The 18209-nt window shown below is 61.6% G+C and carries 17 protein-coding genes; 9 read left to right on the top strand and 8 right to left on the bottom strand.

Features of this window, described 5'->3' with window-relative positions:
* Window positions 1-144: 144 nt before the first annotated feature.
* Together WBP06_RS24190 and WBP06_RS24185 are read right to left on the bottom strand one after the other, a co-directional pair.
* Window positions 145-1473, bottom strand: a complete 1329-nt coding sequence (locus WBP06_RS24190; protein ID WP_395334755.1) for a DUF1254 domain-containing protein — start codon at window positions 1471-1473, stop codon at window positions 145-147.
* A gap of 347 nt (window positions 1474-1820) precedes the next feature.
* Window positions 1821-3260, bottom strand: coding sequence for an arylsulfatase (locus WBP06_RS24185; RefSeq protein ID WP_395334753.1), 1440 nt, complete (start codon window positions 3258-3260; stop codon window positions 1821-1823).
* Window positions 3261-3660: 400 nt separating this feature from the next.
* On the opposite strand from WBP06_RS24185, the gene WBP06_RS24180 reads away from it, so the two are divergent.
* The 8 genes from WBP06_RS24180 (at window position 3661) to WBP06_RS24145 (ending at window position 11278) form a co-directional block, all read left to right on the top strand.
* Window positions 3661-4176 (top strand): RNA polymerase sigma factor, encoded by a 516-nt coding sequence (locus WBP06_RS24180; protein WP_395334751.1) that lies wholly within the window; start codon window positions 3661-3663, stop codon window positions 4174-4176.
* 109 nt (window positions 4177-4285) lie between these two features.
* Entirely contained in the window at window positions 4286-5260 is a 975-nt protein-coding gene (locus WBP06_RS24175) for a FecR family protein (protein WP_395334749.1), read from the top strand.
* Between the two features lie 151 nt (window positions 5261-5411).
* Window positions 5412-7925, top strand: a complete 2514-nt coding sequence (locus WBP06_RS24170; protein ID WP_395334747.1) for a TonB-dependent siderophore receptor — start codon at window positions 5412-5414, stop codon at window positions 7923-7925.
* 4 nt (window positions 7926-7929) lie between these two features.
* The gene (locus WBP06_RS24165) at window positions 7930-9495 is read left to right on the top strand and encodes a PepSY-associated TM helix domain-containing protein (protein ID WP_395334744.1); all 1566 of its coding nucleotides are present in this window, start codon (window positions 7930-7932) and stop codon (window positions 9493-9495) included.
* Window positions 9492-9782 (top strand): DUF3325 domain-containing protein, encoded by a 291-nt coding sequence (locus tag WBP06_RS24160; RefSeq protein WP_395334742.1) that lies wholly within the window; start codon window positions 9492-9494, stop codon window positions 9780-9782. The genes WBP06_RS24165 and WBP06_RS24160 overlap by 4 nt, the downstream gene beginning before the upstream one ends.
* Window positions 9779-10069 carry a hypothetical protein gene (locus WBP06_RS24155; RefSeq protein WP_395334740.1) on the top strand — a complete coding sequence of 97 codons (291 nt, stop codon included), beginning with the start codon at window positions 9779-9781 and terminating at the stop codon, window positions 10067-10069. Before WBP06_RS24160 ends, WBP06_RS24155 begins: the two co-directional genes overlap by 4 nt.
* Window positions 10066-10845 (top strand): energy transducer TonB, encoded by a 780-nt coding sequence (locus tag WBP06_RS24150; RefSeq protein ID WP_395334738.1) that lies wholly within the window; start codon window positions 10066-10068, stop codon window positions 10843-10845. The genes WBP06_RS24155 and WBP06_RS24150 overlap by 4 nt, the downstream gene beginning before the upstream one ends.
* Window positions 10846-10855: 10 nt before the next feature.
* Window positions 10856-11278 (top strand): hypothetical protein, encoded by a 423-nt coding sequence (locus WBP06_RS24145; RefSeq protein WP_395334736.1) that lies wholly within the window; start codon window positions 10856-10858, stop codon window positions 11276-11278.
* 215 nt (window positions 11279-11493) lie between these two features.
* Here WBP06_RS24145 and WBP06_RS24140 read toward each other — a convergent pair whose 3' ends face one another.
* From WBP06_RS24140 to WBP06_RS24125, 4 genes are all read right to left on the bottom strand, one after another.
* Window positions 11494-12033, bottom strand: coding sequence for a DUF924 family protein (locus WBP06_RS24140; protein ID WP_395334734.1), 540 nt, complete (start codon window positions 12031-12033; stop codon window positions 11494-11496).
* A gap of 62 nt (window positions 12034-12095) precedes the next feature.
* Window positions 12096-12683, bottom strand: a complete 588-nt coding sequence (locus tag WBP06_RS24135; protein ID WP_395334732.1) for an isochorismatase family protein — start codon at window positions 12681-12683, stop codon at window positions 12096-12098.
* A 34-nt stretch (window positions 12684-12717) separates the two neighbouring features.
* The gene (locus tag WBP06_RS24130) at window positions 12718-13449 is read right to left on the bottom strand and encodes a pirin family protein (RefSeq protein WP_395334730.1); all 732 of its coding nucleotides are present in this window, start codon (window positions 13447-13449) and stop codon (window positions 12718-12720) included.
* 10 nt (window positions 13450-13459) lie between these two features.
* Window positions 13460-14521, bottom strand: coding sequence for an alkene reductase (locus WBP06_RS24125; RefSeq protein ID WP_395334728.1), 1062 nt, complete (start codon window positions 14519-14521; stop codon window positions 13460-13462).
* An 86-nt stretch (window positions 14522-14607) separates the two neighbouring features.
* Here WBP06_RS24125 and WBP06_RS24120 point away from each other — a divergent pair, with 86 nt between their 5' ends.
* Window positions 14608-15504 carry a LysR family transcriptional regulator gene (locus tag WBP06_RS24120; protein WP_395334726.1) on the top strand — a complete coding sequence of 299 codons (897 nt, stop codon included), beginning with the start codon at window positions 14608-14610 and terminating at the stop codon, window positions 15502-15504.
* Window positions 15505-15943: 439 nt separating this feature from the next.
* Here WBP06_RS24120 and WBP06_RS24115 read toward each other — a convergent pair whose 3' ends face one another.
* Together WBP06_RS24115 and WBP06_RS24110 are read right to left on the bottom strand one after the other, a co-directional pair.
* On the bottom strand, window positions 15944-16885 hold the full coding sequence (locus WBP06_RS24115) for a helix-turn-helix domain-containing protein (RefSeq protein ID WP_395334724.1): 942 nt from the start codon (window positions 16883-16885) through the stop codon (window positions 15944-15946).
* Between the two features lie 177 nt (window positions 16886-17062).
* Window positions 17063-18163 carry a LysR family transcriptional regulator gene (locus WBP06_RS24110; protein WP_395334722.1) on the bottom strand — a complete coding sequence of 367 codons (1101 nt, stop codon included), beginning with the start codon at window positions 18161-18163 and terminating at the stop codon, window positions 17063-17065.
* Window positions 18164-18209: the final 46 nt, after the last annotated feature.

The following is an 18209-nucleotide window of genomic DNA, read 5'->3' as shown; positions in this document are numbered from 1 at the left end:
ATTGATTGGGTGCGCCGCATAGCCACCGTCGAACTCGCCAATCGCGGCCTCAGGCGAAACAGGACATTCACCGGCCTGGATGGGAACGACAGGGATTGGGTCGCAACCTGCTGATCAGAATGGTCGACCTTAGTATCAGGAATTTCAGTTTCGGACCTGGACCACCGGCGGCACCCATCGTCCGTCCAATGCCTCCTCCCTGGGGGCATAAAGGCGCATGGTGATGCGGAGTTCGTCTGCAGGAGGGGATGGCAACCAATTGGACGTCCTGTCGACCCCTGGATCGTCGTGCTGGATGAAGATGTCCAATGAGCCATCGTCGTTGTACGTAAGCGCATCTCTGTCACCGATGGCAAACCGGTTCAATGGGTTGGCCACCTGGTATCCTTGTCGATCATACATCGTGATCGACCAGAAAGCATTTGCCGGCGGCAACTTGTCCGCGCTGAAATGTATGACATAGCGACGGTCGCCTGTCAGCCGCCGGCCGTCCTCGGCGACATGAGGGGGATAGATCGCGTCCTCAGGCTGATTGGCACCGAGGCCTCCCATGGCGATAAGGGCTCGGCGCATATAGGCATTGCCGTAGACACCCATAGTATCGGTCAACATTCCCCAGCCATTCACCTGAATGCCCAGGTTGTCCTCATCCGCGTGCATCCGTTCTCGCGCATCAGCCACGCCCTGATCGATTGCCGTTCGCATCGAGCTTTCAAACTGTTCGATGTCGAAAGGCAAATCTCGATTGATGCCGATGGCTTTCATCCGCGCGAGTTGGGACCAATCGGTGCGATGCGGGGGATTTACCGACATCAGTTCGGCGCCATAAGCAAAGAAGCGGTCGGCGCGCATCGCGCTTACTTGCCGCAGCGGCTCAGTCGTCATGTCGACGTCAGGCGAGGTCTGCGGCAATGGCGGCGACGGAGACTGGCCCCATTGGGATAGCGGCGTGACCCGATATCCTTTTTGCACAGCATGAACAGCCGCGTAGTCGGCAGGGCCGTTGGTCTGGGTGCGGCCCAACAACCAGACGAACGGCGTCGGCGCGTCGATATGATCGATCTCGGGAGGCAATTCGCCTTTCCATCCCGGGCCGACCACCGCGAAATCGTAGGCGGCGGTGCCGGTCGTACGGGCTCCTGGGGCTGCGAAAACGTCGGACCACATGTCGAGCATCGGCAGGAGATAATACCGACCTTTCGTGTCTGGTGCGGAAACGATGACAGGCTCGTTCCGGAGATCGAGCCATCCGGTGGAGTAGAGCGTATCGAAATTCGGACGCACTACCTCGCGCATTTCAGCCGTAGGATAAGCGGGGACGTGCACGAGGGCATTGTGTGGAGCATGCATCAACTCCGCGCCGCCGTTGGTCATGACCCGGCGGGTTATATCCATAAGGACCAACGGATAGAGGAAGATGTACGCTTCGGCAGCAATTGTGCGGGCTTGCTGTGCATCAACCGTCAGCGGCATGTGTCACCTCCTATTTCGACGCACAGTTTAAGGCAGCGAGGGGATTTTAAGGATCGGGACAAACCCTGAAAGCCATGATCAGGGATTTCGCCGTAAACCGCTCAATAGCGCTTCTGGGGGCGAGTGAAGGTGCCTGCCAAAGACGTTAACGACGCTCCTAGCAGCGTCGCCGCTTCTAGAAGCGCAGAAGGCAGCTTCCGGTGCGATCAGCCGCTAATCAGTGCGGATTGCAGCGACCGAATCGGGTCGGATCCTGCCGGAAGGTTTCGAATTGCGAGAATAAGAACGCCGCCGCTGAACTGCCTCTAATGATCGTAGGTTACGAATTTTCAGTTAGAGCCTGACTATCACTGCGTCTTGGGCGGTGAATACGGATCGGGCGTGCCTGGCGCGATTGGTGGGTAGCGTTTGAGGCTGGCTTCGAAATCCGCCACGATCTTCATCATCGGCCCACCGACCCAGCCATTTGGCGTTAGCGTGGCGCCATACTCCTCCTTGGGATCGTTCAGCAGGTCATAGATTTTGGGCACGCCAAGCTTCGTCGGCGCCGACCACCAGTCCCGTTCCTGCTCATAAAACGCGAGCTTCCAGTTCTTCCATTTGACCGCTTCCATGCGGTCGGCGACGAAAACGGGGAAACCTTGCCTGGCCGATGTGTCGGTACGGCCTTCCAGGAACGCGGTCTGATCGACGCCGTCTATCGCCCGGTCCTGCGGGATCCGTGCGCCGGCAATGGTGGCAAACGTCGTGAACGTATCCACCGAGTGGACGATCTCATTGGAGGTGCGGCCCGCCGGTACATGGCCGGGCCAACGGATGATGAATGGCGTGCGCAGCGATCCTTCCATGTGCGTGAAGTAATAGCCGCTCCAGGGTCCGGAGGAGCCCTGCGATGGGAATGTCGGATCTGGACCATTGTCGCTGGTGAAGACTACGATCGTGTTGTCGCGGATGCCAAGGCTGTCGATCTTGTCCAGCAGCTGCCCGACATTGGCGTCCATTTCCGCAAGGCAATCCGCAAAATCTCCATTCCCGGTATGACCTGCGAAGTCCTGGCTGGGCAGCGCAGGCACATGGACCAGAGTGAAAGGTACATAGGCGTAGAACGGCTTTCCCGATCGAACGGCACGCTCCATGAAATCCGTCGTCCGCCGCGTGATTTCCTGGTCGATCCGTCGACGCTGATCGAGATCGTAGACCTCCAGTTCGCGGCTCTGCTCTCCCTTTCGCCCCTCCATGATGTGCATGAAGGGGATCCCGGCGGCGCGGGCGCCGGGTTGAGAGGGAAACATCGATTCATCGGTGGTACGCGGAATGCCGTACCATTCATCGAATCCCTGGTCGTTGGGCAGGCGGCCCTGCGAACTGCCCAGGTGCCATTTGCCGAAAGCCCCCGTCGCATAGCCGGCGTCCGACAGCGTTTCCGCCAGCGTTATTTCCCACTGCGTCAACCCGTCCACAGAACCGGGAAGAGGCACCGAATGCGTGCCCGATCGGATCGCAAAGCGACCCGTCAGGATGGCTGATCGACTGGGCGTGCATTGTGCTTCGACATTGAAATTGGTCAGCCGCATGCCTTCGGCCGCGAGGCGATCGATGCGCGGTGTAGGCGCGCCGCGCAGTTCACCACCGCCATAGACGCCAAGCTCGCCGTAACCCAGGTTGTCCATGAGCACGAAGAGGATGTTCGGGCGGGCGTGCGATGTGTGGGCGAGGCCCTTGGGCGAAACCGTCGCGGCCATGAGCGCGCCCAACATCGCAAGCGTCTGTCGACGATTTGCTTCCATCCATGATCTCCCCGGTTTCCGGCACGGGGATCATCCTTGAAGACCGAGGCCACAGCCATCAGGAAAAACCCAAGAGATGCGGCGTAATCCCAGCAGTCCGCTGTCGGCTTCAGGTCCAACAGGCGCACGTGGCCGTCACCGCGCTTGAGCAGCTGATCCGAGACCGATGTGGAATGCAGAGTTCGGGTACGTGGTTCCTACAAGCTGACGGCTTGAATGGGTAGTTAGGCGATTGTCCGCTTCGACCAACCCGATGGACGGCTTTAGGTGAGGCCGGACGTTGACCGATGCGGATGGGAACGACTGGGTTGGGTCGCCTGCTGCCTCTCGGAACCTGCTAAGCCACAATAGGCCTCCCGCTTATTGCGAATTGATCGCAACATCGCTAAGCGCGCACAAAATGTCATCGAACGCCAGTGCCTTGACGCGTCTGCTGTTGACGGAACGCCGCTCGCTTCTGCGGCTCGCGCAGCGCATTGTCGGCAATGCGCCGGCGGCAGAGGATGTGACGCAAAGCCTGTGGTTCCGCGTCCAGCGGGTGGAGGACGATCCGCCTATCCTCAACAAGAAGGCATTCCTCTACCGCCTCGCCACCAATCTGGCGACCGACCATGTGCGTGCCGCTGCGCGCCACGGCAAGCTGTTCGACGGCGGCGAACTGCCATTGGAAGTAACGGCGGATACCCCTTCTGCCGAAACCCGAATGGTCGACCGGGAACGGCTGCAACGGCTTGAGGCGGCTCTGGAGGAGTTGCCGTTACGCTGCCGTCAGGTCTTCACGCTTCGGCGCATCGACGGGCTGCCCGCGCAGGAGGTAGCGGAAAGGCTGGGCATAACGCTCAATGCCGTAGCGAAGCAGGTACGCATCGCGGTGCGGCATTGTCATGCCAGACTTCAGGATGATACGGACGCGTGACTTTCTTTTTTCGCAGCGAACAGTCCCGATCCGCGCACGTCGGACGTCTCCCGTTTATAGGCGTCGGCATGGCCATGGCATGTCGCAAGCCCAAGGAACCGCGCCGGTGATGGCAGACGACACCATTCCTGACGAGATCGCCGACGAGGCGGCGCGCTGGTTCGCGGAGCGCGACAGTGGGTTGCTGAACGACGAGGCGGAACTGGATGCCTGGCTCGCGGCCGACCCGCGCCACGCGCAGGCTTTCGCGGAAATGGAAGTCGTGTGGTCCGATCTTGGTGGCGTGACGGTCGCGCCGGACGTTCGTGAATCGCTGGCTCCCCATCGCGTCTTGCCGATGCCGTCTTCGGTCACGCTCGCCCCCGTTCGCCGATGGGTACCGACCGCACTGGCCGCCAGTCTCTGCTTGTTGATCGTCGGCAAAGTCTATGACGTGCCCACCCGCCTGCAGGCCGATGCCATGACCGCGACGGGCGAGCAGCGCACGATCGATCTGCCGGACGGTTCGCGCATCCTTCTCAATACCCAAAGCGCCGTGGCGTTCGACTATACGCCCGGCCGCCGGACGATCCGATTACTGAAGGGAGAGGCCGCCTTCGCCGTGGCCCCCGATCGCGCCCGCCCGTTCACGGTCGAGGCGAACGGTGGCAGTACGACGGCACTGGGAACGCGCTTCCTGGTGCGCGCGGTCGATGACGTTACGCGGGTGAGCGTCACCGAGCACCGTGTGCGCCTGGCCTATCCGGCACCGGGCGGCAACTCCGTCGATATCGGCGAGGGCGGCAGCGTCACTTATGACGGCACGCGCGGTATCGGTCCGCTGGAAGCCGGCAAGGTCGCCGATGCGGATGCCTGGACGCAAGGGTTCCTGACGTTCGAGAACCGACCGCTGTCCGAAGTCGTTGCCGAACTGAGCCGCTATCATCCGGGCTTCATCCAGGTCGTCGGCGAAGAGGTACGCGCGCGGCGCGTCAGCGGTGTGTTCAACGTTCACGATCCGGTCGGCGCAGTCGCCAAGCTGCAGGGATCACTGAGCCTGAAGTCGGTTCGCCTGACCGACCGCATGATCTTCATTTACGGCTGAATCCGCGCTCCGACGCGGCCCGCGCGAAAAAATACAAAAAAATCTGCCCTCGGCAGTCCCGTTCTTCCTCCGTCACACGTCAAAGTTTTGAGAGCGCGTCGCAATAGCGTCATCCGCGCTCCCATTCGTTCATGATCTTGGGGGTTTTTCCGTGAATTCGAACCGTCTGCGCCGCCCTGTCCGATCGGCGGCCCGCAGCCTTGCCCTTGGCCTGTTGACCACCACCACGCTCTCTATCGGCATCGCCGCCGTTCCAGGGATGGCCTCGGCCCAAACTGCGGTTACCTACGACATTGCCGCCGGCCCGCTTCCCGCTGCGCTCAACCAGCTTGCACGGCAGGCGCGGATCGAGCTGATCTACGATGCTCCGCTGACGCAGGGCATTTCGACCAGCGGCCTTAAAGGCAGCTTCGGCTCGACCGAGGCGCTGTCCCGCTTGTTGGCCGGAACAGGCTTGACCTTCCGCCAGACCGCGCCGCGCACTTTCACGATCGAACGCGCACCGCAAGTGGCGGACGGTGCCACCCAGCTTGGCCCAGTCCGCGTTGAGGGCGGCAACGAGACCGTGGCAGGCACCGGAACCGATGGCGCGAACCTTGCTCTCACCATGACCGAAGGCACCAAGTCGCTCGCCGGTCAGTACGCACAAGTCGGCGGCAAATCGGCCGAGCGCATTCGCGAAATCCCACGCAGCGTCACCGTGCTGACCGCGCAGGAGATCGAGGACAAGAACATCACCACCGTCACCAATGCGCTGGATCAGGTGACGGGCATCTACGTGGCCTCGTACAATACGCGCACGCCGGTGTTCTACTCACGCGGGTTTCTGCTGCAGAACCTGACGATCGACGGCGGCAGCCCGATGCGCATGCATGACGGGTTGCAGTCGATCATCAACGGCGTCGGCCTGCCCAACTTGCTGGCCTACGATCACGTAGAGGTAATGCGCGGGGCGGACGGGCTCTATTCGGGCAACGGCGATGCCAGCGGCACTGTCAACCTTGTGCGCAAGCGTCCGACCGCGGAGCGCCAGATCAAGTTCGCGGCCTATGCCGGAAGCTGGGACAATTACCGCGCAGAACTGGACGTGGGCGGCCCGCTCAACGCATCCGGCACGTTGCGCGCACGCGTGGTTGCGGGCTGGCAGGACGCAGATTCCTACTTCACCGGCGCCTACACCAAGGACAAGTTCGGCTACGGCATCATCGAGTGGGACGTAACCCCCGATACCACGCTGTCCGCCGGTGCGAGCTATGACGATCTCAACGCCCAGAAGTACGAGCGCACCCTGGCGTGGCGCAGCGGAAGTCTGGGTACGCCGGAAAACTTGCCGATCCTGTCCAAGCGGGATTCGTGGATGCCCGAATGGGCCTATGACAAGGCACAGACGCTCCAGTACTTCGCCAAGGTCAGCCACGATTTCGGCGCGGACTGGAACCTGACCGTCAACGCCACCCGCAACGAAGTCGATTCTAACGAACTCTACGGCTATTACGGCATCGGCATCAATTCGGACGCGGCAACGCCCAGCGGCTACTTCATGCGCTGGATGTCGCACGGCCATGCCAACCAGACGATGGTGGACGCCAACCTCAAGGGCAAGTTCACGCTGTTCGGACAGCAACACGATGTTGCGGTCGGTGCCAACTGGTCGCACAGCCAAGCCAATTCCACCAATCCCATCGGCGGCATTGCCGGCGTCACGGTAGAGGAATACCTAACCTACTACCGCTACGCGAAGCCAACCAAGGCCGAGATCGCGACTTGGACCAATTACGGTGAATGGGGCAGCGTCTACGGCGAGAACGGCTGGGATACGACGCGCTACGGCTTCTGGGGCACGCTGGGCATGCACCTTGCCGATCCCATCAAGCTGATCGTCGGCGGCCGCTACAGCCGCAACGACAACTTTCGCGACCAGTCCATCGGCAAGTTCGTACCCTACGCCGCCGCGATTTACGACTTCTCACGCGATTGGACGGCTTACGCCAGCTACTCGGAAATCTTCGAGCCGATGCAGAACATCGTACCGATCGGTCAGTGGAACGAAGATCCGACCAAGATCACCTATTCCGACAAGCCGACCACTGGCCGCAACTACGAAGCAGGCGTGAAGGGAGACCTTGCCGGCGGCGCGCTTCAGGCGGCGGTTTCGGTCTTCTACATCGAGAAGAACAACGTCTACGTGAACGACGAGGAGCAGGGGCAGGTCGTCATCCCCGGCTATGGCACCACTTACATGCAGCGCGTTGCGAAGCTGCAGACCAGCAAGGGCTTCGATGCCGAACTGAAAGGCGCTCTCACGCAGAACTGGCAGATTTCCGCAGGCTACACCTTCAACGTCACCAAGAACAAGGAAGACGACGGCGCGCCGATCCTGCTCTGGGCGCCCAAGCACTCGGCACGGCTGTGGACCACCTATCAGCTTCCCGGCGCGCTCGAAGGTCTGCGCGTGGGGGGCGGCGTCCGGGTGTTCGGCAACAGCGACTTGCGCAAGGGCTACGCGGTGATCGGCGCCAGCGCCGATTACGATATCAACCGACATCTGACGCTCGGCGTCTACATCGACAACCTTGCCAACGAGACCTACCGCGTCTCCACCAGCAGCGCGGCGACTTATGGCAATCCGCGCAACTTCATGGTGACCCTGCGCGGGAATTACTGAGGCGATGTCCGGCGCGAAATCCCAAGGCTTTCGCCAGTCGATGGCAGCACTCCACACCTGGGTGGGGCTGCTGCCGGGCTGGCTGCTGTTCCTGATCTTCCTGTTCGGGACGACCGCCTATTTCCAGCAGGAGATTTCGCGCTGGATGCGACCGGAAATGTCCGCGTCCGCTTCATCTCGGTCGCCGTCATTTCCGACGCTCGCAGCGGCCGACACACTCCTGCGTGATCGGGCAACCGGCGCGCAGGAGTGGAACCTGTCGCTGCCCGCGCGGGGCGGACAAGTCGTACGCGTCTCGTGGGAAGGCGGCGAAGCGGCCGAAGGCAAGGCCACGCTCGATCCCGCCACGGGGCGAGCGATCACCGTACGCGAGACGCAAGGCGGGAATTTCCTCTATCGCTTCCATTACGACCTCTACGCGATGCCGCGCATCTGGGCGCGCAGTCTCGTATCGATCGCGGCGTTGGCGATGCTGGTGGCGATCCTGTCCGGTGTGGTGACGCACAAGAAGATCTTCGCCGATTTCTTCACGTTGCGGTTCTGGAAAGGCCAACGGAGCTGGCTCGACAGCCACAACGTAACGGCGGTGCTGGCCCTGCCGTTCCATCTGATGATCACTTATGCCGGGCTTGCAGCGCTGCTTTTCACAATCATGCCTTGGGCGCTCGATGCGCAGTTTCCAGCCCGCAAGGCGTTCAACGCGGCGGCCTATCCCGATGCCCCGGAATTTCCGGCGTCCGGCCGGACCGGGGCCATGCTGCCCCTACCAGTGCTGGCCGAAAAGGCGGAAGCCTTGTGGGGCGGCGGGCATCTTGGCGGCCTTTCGATCGACCATCCCGGCGACGCCAATGCCACCGCTTCGGCCTACGCGCTGCGTGACCGGCTCGGGCGTCCCAGCCCGCGTCTGATCCTGTCCGCAACCGATGGGCGGCTGCTTTATCGCGCCGCGACAGAGGGTGGCGCTCGGGCGACGCAGGACGTGATGATCCTGCTTCACCTCGGCACATTTGCGGAGACAGGCTTACGCTGGCTCTATTTCGTTTCGGGAGCGCTGGGCACGGCGATGGTAGGCACAGGCCTCGTCCTGTGGACCGTCAAGCGGCGGCAGCGCCTTCCCGATCCGGCCCGGCCGCACTTCGGCTTCCGGCTGGTGGAACGGCTCAACATCGCGATGATGGTAGGCCCCGTCGCCGGGATCGCCGCCTACTTCCTCGCCAATCGCCTGTTGCCGCTGGGCGTCGCGTTGCGTGATGAATGGGAGATCGATTGCCTGTTCCTGGTATGGGGCGGCGTCGTCGCCTGGTCGCTGGCACGGCCAGCAGCACGGGCCTGGATCGAGATGCTGGCGGTATCCGCCGCGCTCTACGCGCTGGTTCCGCTCGTCAACTCGCTCACCACTACGCGCGGGCTGGTGCCGAGCTTGAGCGCAGGTGACTGGGTCTTTGTCGGCTTCGATCTGATGATGTTCGTTGCCGCGGGTCTGCTGGCGTTTGCCGCATGGCGCCTCGCGGCCCGCAAGGCGAAGGCTCCGCCGCGTCGTACACGGACCGGGACGGAGATCATGGCATGACTCACGTTGTTGTCTTCATCATCTGCCTTGGCGGCTTTGCCCTGCTGCTCATGGCCATGGTGCGGCACCAGCAGGACTGGCTGCGGCGCAAATTGGCCGCTCCGGTCTCTCGCGGCTTGCGCTGGACCGGCTTTGGCCTGCTGGCTTTTGCCTTCCTGCATGCCGGGTCGCGGCTGGGTTGGGGCTATGGCGCAGTCGTCTGGTTCGGATGGCTGACGCTTGCCAGCCTTGCCGTCGTCACCGTGCAGACCAACCGGGAGCGGATCATGCGCCAGGTGCGGCGATGAAGGCACCCGCATCCACGCGCTGGTCTACGACCGCCCGAGTGCTGGCCGGAACGCTGGGCGCCTATGCGCTGACGTCGCTGCTGACGGTCGCCGCCTCACGCCTGATGATACGTCTCGGCGTCGATGCGGTGGAGGCCGTTACCGGGGCGACGCTAGCCAGTTTTGCGGTTTTTGCAGCCGTCTCGATGGCGGTGTTCCATGCCCGCAGTCCGGCGCGTGCCTGGCTCTGGCTTTTCGTTTTCGGCCTGCCTTGTGGGCTCGCCATGCTTGCCCTGCGCGCCGGATGACCGCCATGATCACTTCTCTCGCCGCACGTCCGCGGCCCCATATCCCTTCCGAGCCGTTCGTGCCCGAACCCGCCGTTGCTTCTCCCCGCTACGCCGAGCAGCCTGCGTCCCTCGGCACGCGTTTGATCGGGTTTGGCGGTACGAGCGGGGTGGGCCTTGCGATTCTCGCCGGCCTGTTCCTGACGTGGCAGACCTACACCGCCCCGCCGCCGCAAGCGACGCTCACGGTCGTCAACGTCGCGCCGCCTGCAGCCCCACCAGAGCCGGTCCGGGAGGTCCCGTCGGGTCCCGAACAGGTCAAGAAGGACAAGCCTGTCCCCCAGCCGGATCAGCCCGCGATCGAAACGCTGAAGATCGTCCTTCCCAGCACCAACATCGTGGCCGCAGCGCCGCCTGCCCTTCCCACTCCGCCCGATCCGGGCCCGCCAATCAAGGAGACCACCGCGCCCGTCAGCAAGCCCGCGCCGCCGGCCCCGCAGATGTCGAGCGGTAAACCGACCTGGCAGGGCATGGTGCTCGCCGCACTGGACAAAGTGAAACGTTACCCGCGTGATGCGCATTTCGCGCGGCAGCAGGGCGTGCCCTACATCCGCTTCACGATGGACCGGCAGGGCAAAATTCTCTCGGTCTCGCTGGAGCGATCCTCCGGCATTCGCTCGCTCGATCAGGCGGCGCTGGCTCTGCCGAAGCGCGCGCAGCCGCTGCCGAAACCGCCCGAGGACGTGAAGGGCGAAAGCATCGAACTGGTCGTGCCGGTCGAGTTCTTCATGCGCTGAGGGGATGTACATGAGTTACAGCAGCCGATTTTTGCGGCGCCGCCCACGCATCGAGCGCCAGGTGCTGGCGATCTTGCGCGGCGAAGACGATCTTCTGCTCACCGGCAGTGATGCGCAAACCTTCGCGGCGCTGCGCCAATTGGCCAGAAGCAATGGGTTTGTGATCCACGAACCAAAGACGATCTTCGTCGGCGATCACGAACTCGCCCTGCTGTCCTGGCTCGCCGCGGCCCAAAGGATCTCGGCATCCCACCTGCGGCCAAAGGATCGCATGTTGGCCGCGAATATACGCCGGTGCGCCATGCTGTTGGAAAATGCGGGACTGCGCCTTTATCCGCTTACACTCTACCGACGGATGCTCGAGGACACCGGACTTGCGCAAGCAATGTCCGGGCGTGACGAGCCAGCCTTGCGAATGTCCAGTATCCGTTAGAGCGGTCGTTCTTGGATCTGGGATTGATCGTCTGATTCTGTCGGCAGCGCGACATCGCCGCCATCGTTGGAATGAAAGGCCGCGTTGGGGACGATGCCGCGTCCCCGAGCGTGGCGGTGAGCGACCGCCCTTGGCTCAACCGGACAGAGAAGGTTTCCAGTGTCCGGCTCCTCAATCGGCTGCCGCCTTGCGGATTTAGATCTGAGAAATGCCGCCTATTTCGTCCGCATGAATGCGCTCTCAGCATCTGTATCGCCCCGGCCCAATGCCGCGTTACGGTGAGGGAAGCGACCGAAGCGTCGCACTTCCTCCTGATGGGACTTCGCAAAGCCGAGGAGTTGGTCTGCGAAGGCCTGGAGACGCGCAAAGCACTCCACGCTTAGCCGTTGAAGCGCGGGATCCTCTGCATGCATGAGCGGCATGTAAAAGAAATGCCGCTGGGCGAACGAGAGTTGTTCATCGATGCCTTCCTCGACACCGTCCACTGCCAGTTTCTGGGCGCGGCCATCCGAGGCGAATGCATCGGCGGTTCCCCGGAAGATGTGTCGGGAGAATTGGTCGAGAACGATGATTAGCGCGAGCCTGCCAAGCGGATTTTCAGCCCAGTCCTCGAGACATCCTTCGAATGCTTGCCGATGAAGCTCGCCAAATCGACTACGCACGATGGGATCAAGGGTCTCGGCAGCTCCGAACCAATCGGCCGGCGTGAGTTCGCGGAACCAGAAATCCAGCACGCGGGCCTGTTCGGTATCCATCTTCTTGTCTCTCCCTCTGGGCACCCGGCAGGCAAGGGGCACTTCTTGCCTGCCAGATGAGGTCACGCCGTCAGCGTGGGCATCACGACTTCCTGCACGATCGCAGTGCCTTCGGGCGTACTCCAGTCTCCTGCCAACTCCGCAATGGCTTGGTTGGTGCTCGAAAGCGTCACGCCGCCCTTTTCCATCCGGCGCAGCGCCATGTCGTCGCCGATCTGGCTCGGTGAGCCGCCGGCATCCGCGATAACCTGCACATCGTAACCCTGACCTACCAGCGTGAGCGCCGGGTACACCGTGCAGACGTCGTTGGTTACGCCTGCGATGATCAGCTTGCGACGACCAGTTGCGCGCACGGCTTCGGCAAAGTTTGGATCGTCCATGGCGTTGACTATGCCCAGCCTCTTGACGCGGCTGGCAAAGGCATCGGGCAGGATCGCTTCCAGTTCGGACAGCAAGGGTCCTTGCGCATAGTCCTCCATGCTCGATGTCAGCACGACCGGCATCTTGAGAATGCGTGCGGTATTGGCGAGCATAAGGGCGTTGCGCTTCATCTCTTCAAACGGAAGCGACTTGACCCACCCCATGGTTCCGACCTGGTGGTCAATCAGAAGCATCGCGGCGGTGTCTCCAGTGAAGCGTTCGAAAGTCATGATCGTACTCCTTCTTGGATAGATGGATAGGATTTCAGGGAGTTGAGGCCGGATCGCCGGTGAACAGCATGATCCGCGCGGGCGCATTCCCGGCACTAAGACGAGCGGATCGTTCACCGGCTTTTGCAGCGTAGAACGGAGCGCCGGGGCTCTCGGGATCGATTGCCCGGCCATCGACGGTGATGGGGCCGGTCACGGGCAACAAGAATGCCATTTCGCCCGCCGGCAACGGCAATGCCAGTTCAGCACCTGCCTCAAGTGCGATGTCGAGCATCGTCACGGGAGTGGGCGGCGCAAGCGGAGACTGTACACCGTCGAATCTCCCCATTGCGACACGGATCGTTGCGCCAGGTCGTTGGATGATTGGGATCTCGCTCGCGGTGAGACTGGTCGCCGAAGGTGTGCCTTGGCTTGCGGCGCGCGGCAGCGCGACGAATATCTGCAGAGAGTGGACGGTTCGGCCGCTCTCTGCCGGCACCTCCTCATGCACGACGCCGCTGCCTGCCGTCATCCAGTGCAGGCCACCAGGTTCGATGCAATTGTGGTTGCCCAGCGAGTCCCGGTTCGTGATGGCCGTCTCGGAATCGCTGAAGACGTAGGAGATTGCCGCGATGGCTTCATGCCGATGCGGCGGGAACGTCGGGCCCGCCATCCACGCGTGATCGACGCCGATGAAAGGCGCGATCCGCGCCTCCTCGCCGCGCAGCACACGGGCGCGAAAGTGCAGGCCGAGATTGACATGCTGCATGGCGAGGAGTGTCGTCATGGCCCGTTCCTCAGTCCGCGAGTGCCGGATAATCGGTGTAGCCCTTTTCGGTGCCGCCGAAGAAGGTCATGCGATCGGCCTCGTTGAACGGGGCGCCGGTCCTCAGACGCTCGACAAAATCGGGGTTGGCGAGGATTATCTGCCCATAGGCTTCAAGGTCGGCGAGGCCCGAAGCGAGATCGGCGCCGATGGCATCCCGCGTTCGGCCGGGGCGGTTCACGATCAGCTTGCCGCTCCAAAGGCGGCGAAGATCCGCAAGCAGGGCTTCGTTACCCTGATCCATGATGTGCAAGTAGGCGAGGCCCAGCTTTTCGAGCTCAGCGACCAGATAGCGATAGAGGTCTGCGCCTTCCGGTCCCTCGTCGATACCCCAGAGCGGCGTGCCAGGCGACAGGCGGATGCCGGTGCGATCGCCGCCGATCGCTTCTGCAATCGCCGTGGCTACTTCGATGGCAAAGCGCGCACGGTTCTCGATCGAACCACCGTATCGATCATCGCGCTGGTTCGCGCTGGGGGCGAAGAACTGCTGGATCAGGTAGGCGTTGGCGCCATGAATCTCGACGCCGTCAGCGCCTGCCTCGACGGCGGAGCGGGCTGCGTGAGCGAAATCGGCGACCGTCTGGACCACTTCATCAGAAGTCAGCGCTCGCGGCGTCGGCGCATCCTGAAGGCCGGTTGGCGTGAACATCTGTGCGCCGGGCGCAATGGCCGACGGCGCGACACCCTGCCGGTGGTGCGGCGTATTGTCGGGGTGCGACATGCGCCCTGCGTGCATCAACTGAAGGAAGATGCGGCCACCCTTGGAATGAACTGCATCGGTGGTCTTGCGCCAGGCCGCGATATGCTCGGGCGTATAGATCCCGGGCGTCGCCATGTAGCCCTGGCCATCCTCGGAAGGCTGGACGCCCTCGGTCACGACCAGTCCAACATCGGCACGCTGGCTGTAGTATTCCGGTGAAAGATCGCCCGGCGTCCCATCGAGGTTGGCCCGGCTGCGGGTCATCGGCGCCATGACCAGTCGGTTGGAAAGGTCGTAGCGGCCAAGGCGGACGGATTCGAAAAGTGTGCTCACGGTGGAACTCCGTTTGAGTTTGCTCGAGAGCACTATCGGCATCCTTTCGCTTGGGATAAAGCCGTCATCATGGAGAACATTGATCCATGAATGGAGCAATCGGCATGGGCCATCTGGATGACATGGCGCTGTTCGTGGAAGTGGTGAAAGCGAAGAGCTTTCGCGGAGCTGCCGATGTTCTCGGCATGCCCAATTCCACGGTTTCCCGTCGGATCAGCGTGCTGGAAAAGGCGCTTGGCCTGCGGCTGCTCCATCGCACGACGCGGCGGATCGAACTCACCGAAGCGGGCCAGGTCTATTTCGAGCGCAGCAAGCGGATCGTTGAGGAGGCTCGCCTTGCACACGTCGAACTGGGCGAGATGCTGGCGCAGCCGACGGGCATCCTCAGGGCGTCGTTCCCGGTCGATTTCGCAGTGACCTACCTCGCACCGCTGGTCGCGGAGTTCGCCAGGCTCTATCCGGGAATCACTTTCGACATCGACCTGTCTCCGCGCCGGATCGACCTTGTCAGCGAACCCATCGACGTAGTCGTGCGAATGGGGGAACCGGAGGATTCACATCTGATCGCGAGGCCCCTCGCGGTGCTTCAATCCCGGCTTTACGCATCGCCCCGCTATCTTGCCGAGCGCGGGGAGCCCAGGGAGCCGGACGATCTCTCGCAGCACGAATGCATGGGGATGATCAGGGCAGGCCGCTGGACGCTGGTTTCCAACGAGAAGGTGCACGAAGTGCCTGTCGGGGGCCGCTTTCACCTCAACAACGTGGGCATGATCAAGCGCCTCTCGACCTTGGGCATGGGCATAATTCTCGTGCCTGAGGAAATTGTCGCAGATGAAACCGCCGCCGGACAATTGCAGCGGATCTTGCCGGATTGGCAGAGCAAAGCAATGCCGGTTTATGCTTTGACGGAAACCCGGCTGCTACCGGCCAAGACCCAGCGGTTCATCGATTTCTTGCGCGAAAAACTGGCCTCTCGGCGGTGATTGTGTGACCGATATTGGGGACGGCTTATGCCTTCATAACGCCGGAATGGAGTGGTGAGTTAAACAGGTCAGAAACCGGTGTCCAAACGTTTCAGATATTCGCGTCTGGAGCGTTCAGTAAATGCGTCCTCGACCACGCTTTTCATAGCGAAGGATGTCGAAGGATCGCGGCGACACTTTGGCGGCGTTGCATAGCAGCTCGCGAGGTCAACTTTAGCATGAGCAACCTGCTGGTCAGACGTCCTCATTGGAATGACCACCGATGATATCGACGTCGCCGGATGCCGTCCAATCGCATTCAGACGGGCACTGCGGCAACTTTCGCAAGGTTGGGTCTCTGACGCTTTCCCGGCGGGGGGCAGGAAGCGAGCACCGTCGTCATTGAGAAGCCGGAGCGCCGCTGACACTTAGACATCCTTTTCGACGGATTGCAGTGAAGCTACGTCATGCCGCGACCACCACGAGTGAACGCTGTCTCAGAAAACAATCGACGCGACGATCTGTACATAGTGGGCGATAGCGAGGTGTGCTTTTTGAAGAAGCGCGAAAAGTATGAAATGTCGGAAAACCCGAGTGCGTCCGACACCTGGCCAACGCTGAGCGTCGAATAGGCGAGGCACCGTTTGGATTCTGCCAGTACGCGATCGTGGAGGATCTTGCTCGGCGACATACCCGTAACGCTAACACACGATTGCCTAAGCTGTGTTTCGCTAACCCGAAGTTCCGCAGCAAGTTGCGTGACCGTCGGCTGGCTACGATATCGGTCTTCGATCACATCATAATATCGATCTACCAGAATAGACCGGCTGCTTCGGTGTGTCGGACTGAAGTCGTTCATCGGCCAGTGACGCAACATAAGCAGAAGGATACCCAGCAACCGGATTTCAGCTCCAAGAAGTCCATCAGGAGTTGAAATGGCGGTTTCCTGCACCAGCTGCATCAACGTAGAGGAAAGTTCCTGTCGCAACGCTTCGGGCAGGCGGAATACCCCTGCGTTTTCCAACACGGGTCGCAATTGAGGGGCTCTGCCGAGGAGGGCTTCGAGGAAATGGCTTTCGATGGTGACCACCCATCCACTCGCTGAACTGTGGTAGCGAAAGCCGTGGATGCGGTGTGGAGGGACGATCATCACACAATTTGAAGAGAAATCGATGGCTTCTCCATCGAGCGTGATCTCACCATGACCTGTTGTGCAATAGACGAGTTGGGTCATCCTGGGATGAGTGTGCGCAGCAATTGTCCATCCCCGCTCACGGCATCGCTTATCCAACGGTTCGGCATTGATCTGCCAATCCGACGTTGCCCGAGTATCCCCGTAGACGGCGTACCGAGGTACGACCGGGTTGGATTCGTCTAGCATTTCCCACTGACCATTCAGCATCACAACTCACCCAATGCGTGCGCCATTTTTGGCTGTCGGGGCGATCTGCGCGGTTGGGTTCAGCGGCGCAAAGCAGTACGACGGCTGAACCGAGGCGCGTGCCCGGATATGCTGATATGTACCTTTGCGCAGGCCCATCGGGCTAATGCAAAAGTAGGGCGACAGATAACAGATTAGCTATGTATCGGGCGCGATTTTTCGTATGATCCGGCAAAGCTCGGTGGCCAGTGGCGAAAGTGGCACGTCGCTTTGCCGGGTTATGCCGATCATACCGCGCGTCGCCGAACCATCGATTGGTAGGGCAACGAGGGTTCCCTGCTCCAGATGGGTTAACACCGACCCGCGCGGTGCAATCCAGACGGCGCTGGTCAGGTTGGCGAATGCCATGGCGAACTGGTCCGAGCTTGTTTCGACGAAATTCGACATGCGCGACGCGCCGGCGGCGATCAGCATCCTCTCGGCGCTGCGCCGTACGGCCGTGCCAGTGGGAGGAAAGATGAACGGAAACGCATCGATCTCGGCGAGGGCTCCGCCTTTATAGCTTTCGATCAGTGGGTGCCCAGGGCAGACGACGGCGATCTGTTCCTCGGTGAAGATGGGTTCGAATTGAAGGGACGTCATTTCATCTGTGGCGGGTTGACGCCCGATCACGAAATCGAGTTCGCCGTTGCGCAGCAGCCTTGAAAGCAGCGAGTTTGTGCCGGGAGTGACCGTGACCGGCACTTCGGGGTGCAGGTTCTTGAACTCGGCTACAGCCCGGGGCGCGAGATCGGGTTCGGCGGTGGGAAGAATGCCGAAATGGACGGCTCGCGGGTCATTACTCCGAATTTGCGCGAGCTTTTCTAGCCCTTGTTCGAGCGCTGTGGTGCTGGAGGAGGCATAACGCAGGAACGTTTCGCCGGCCGGCGTGAGATTAATGCCCGTCCTGGAGCGGTCGAGCAGCTTCACGCGCAATAACGCCTCGAGATCGGCCAGAGTCCGCGAAACTGCGGGCTGAGTTAGAGATAGCGCTTTTGCGGCACCACCTATCGAACCTTCGCGCACGATAGTGATGAAGCAGGTCAGTTGGCGGGGGCTGGGAAGGGACTGCATAGTGTCTTCGAGGCCGAAATCGATCGTTTCCCTGATCATTAGCCGCGAGGCAACGGACGGCCAATACCTCTGAAGGATATCATTTACGGCATCCATGCGGAACTGAACCGTCAACGTGCTGATTTTGTCGTTTTGTGCAAATCCTGCGGCGATCTCGCCATGTACTCGCACGGCCGCGAAGGACACATCGAAACCATCGGCGGTTTGGATTCGATGCCGGGCCGGAAGACCG

Source organism: Novosphingobium mississippiense (genome assembly GCF_044029535.1).
Taxonomy (GTDB): domain Bacteria; phylum Pseudomonadota; class Alphaproteobacteria; order Sphingomonadales; family Sphingomonadaceae; genus Novosphingobium.
The sequence above is the reverse complement of the archived record's forward strand: the minus strand, read 5'-3'. Positions and strand labels throughout refer to the sequence as shown.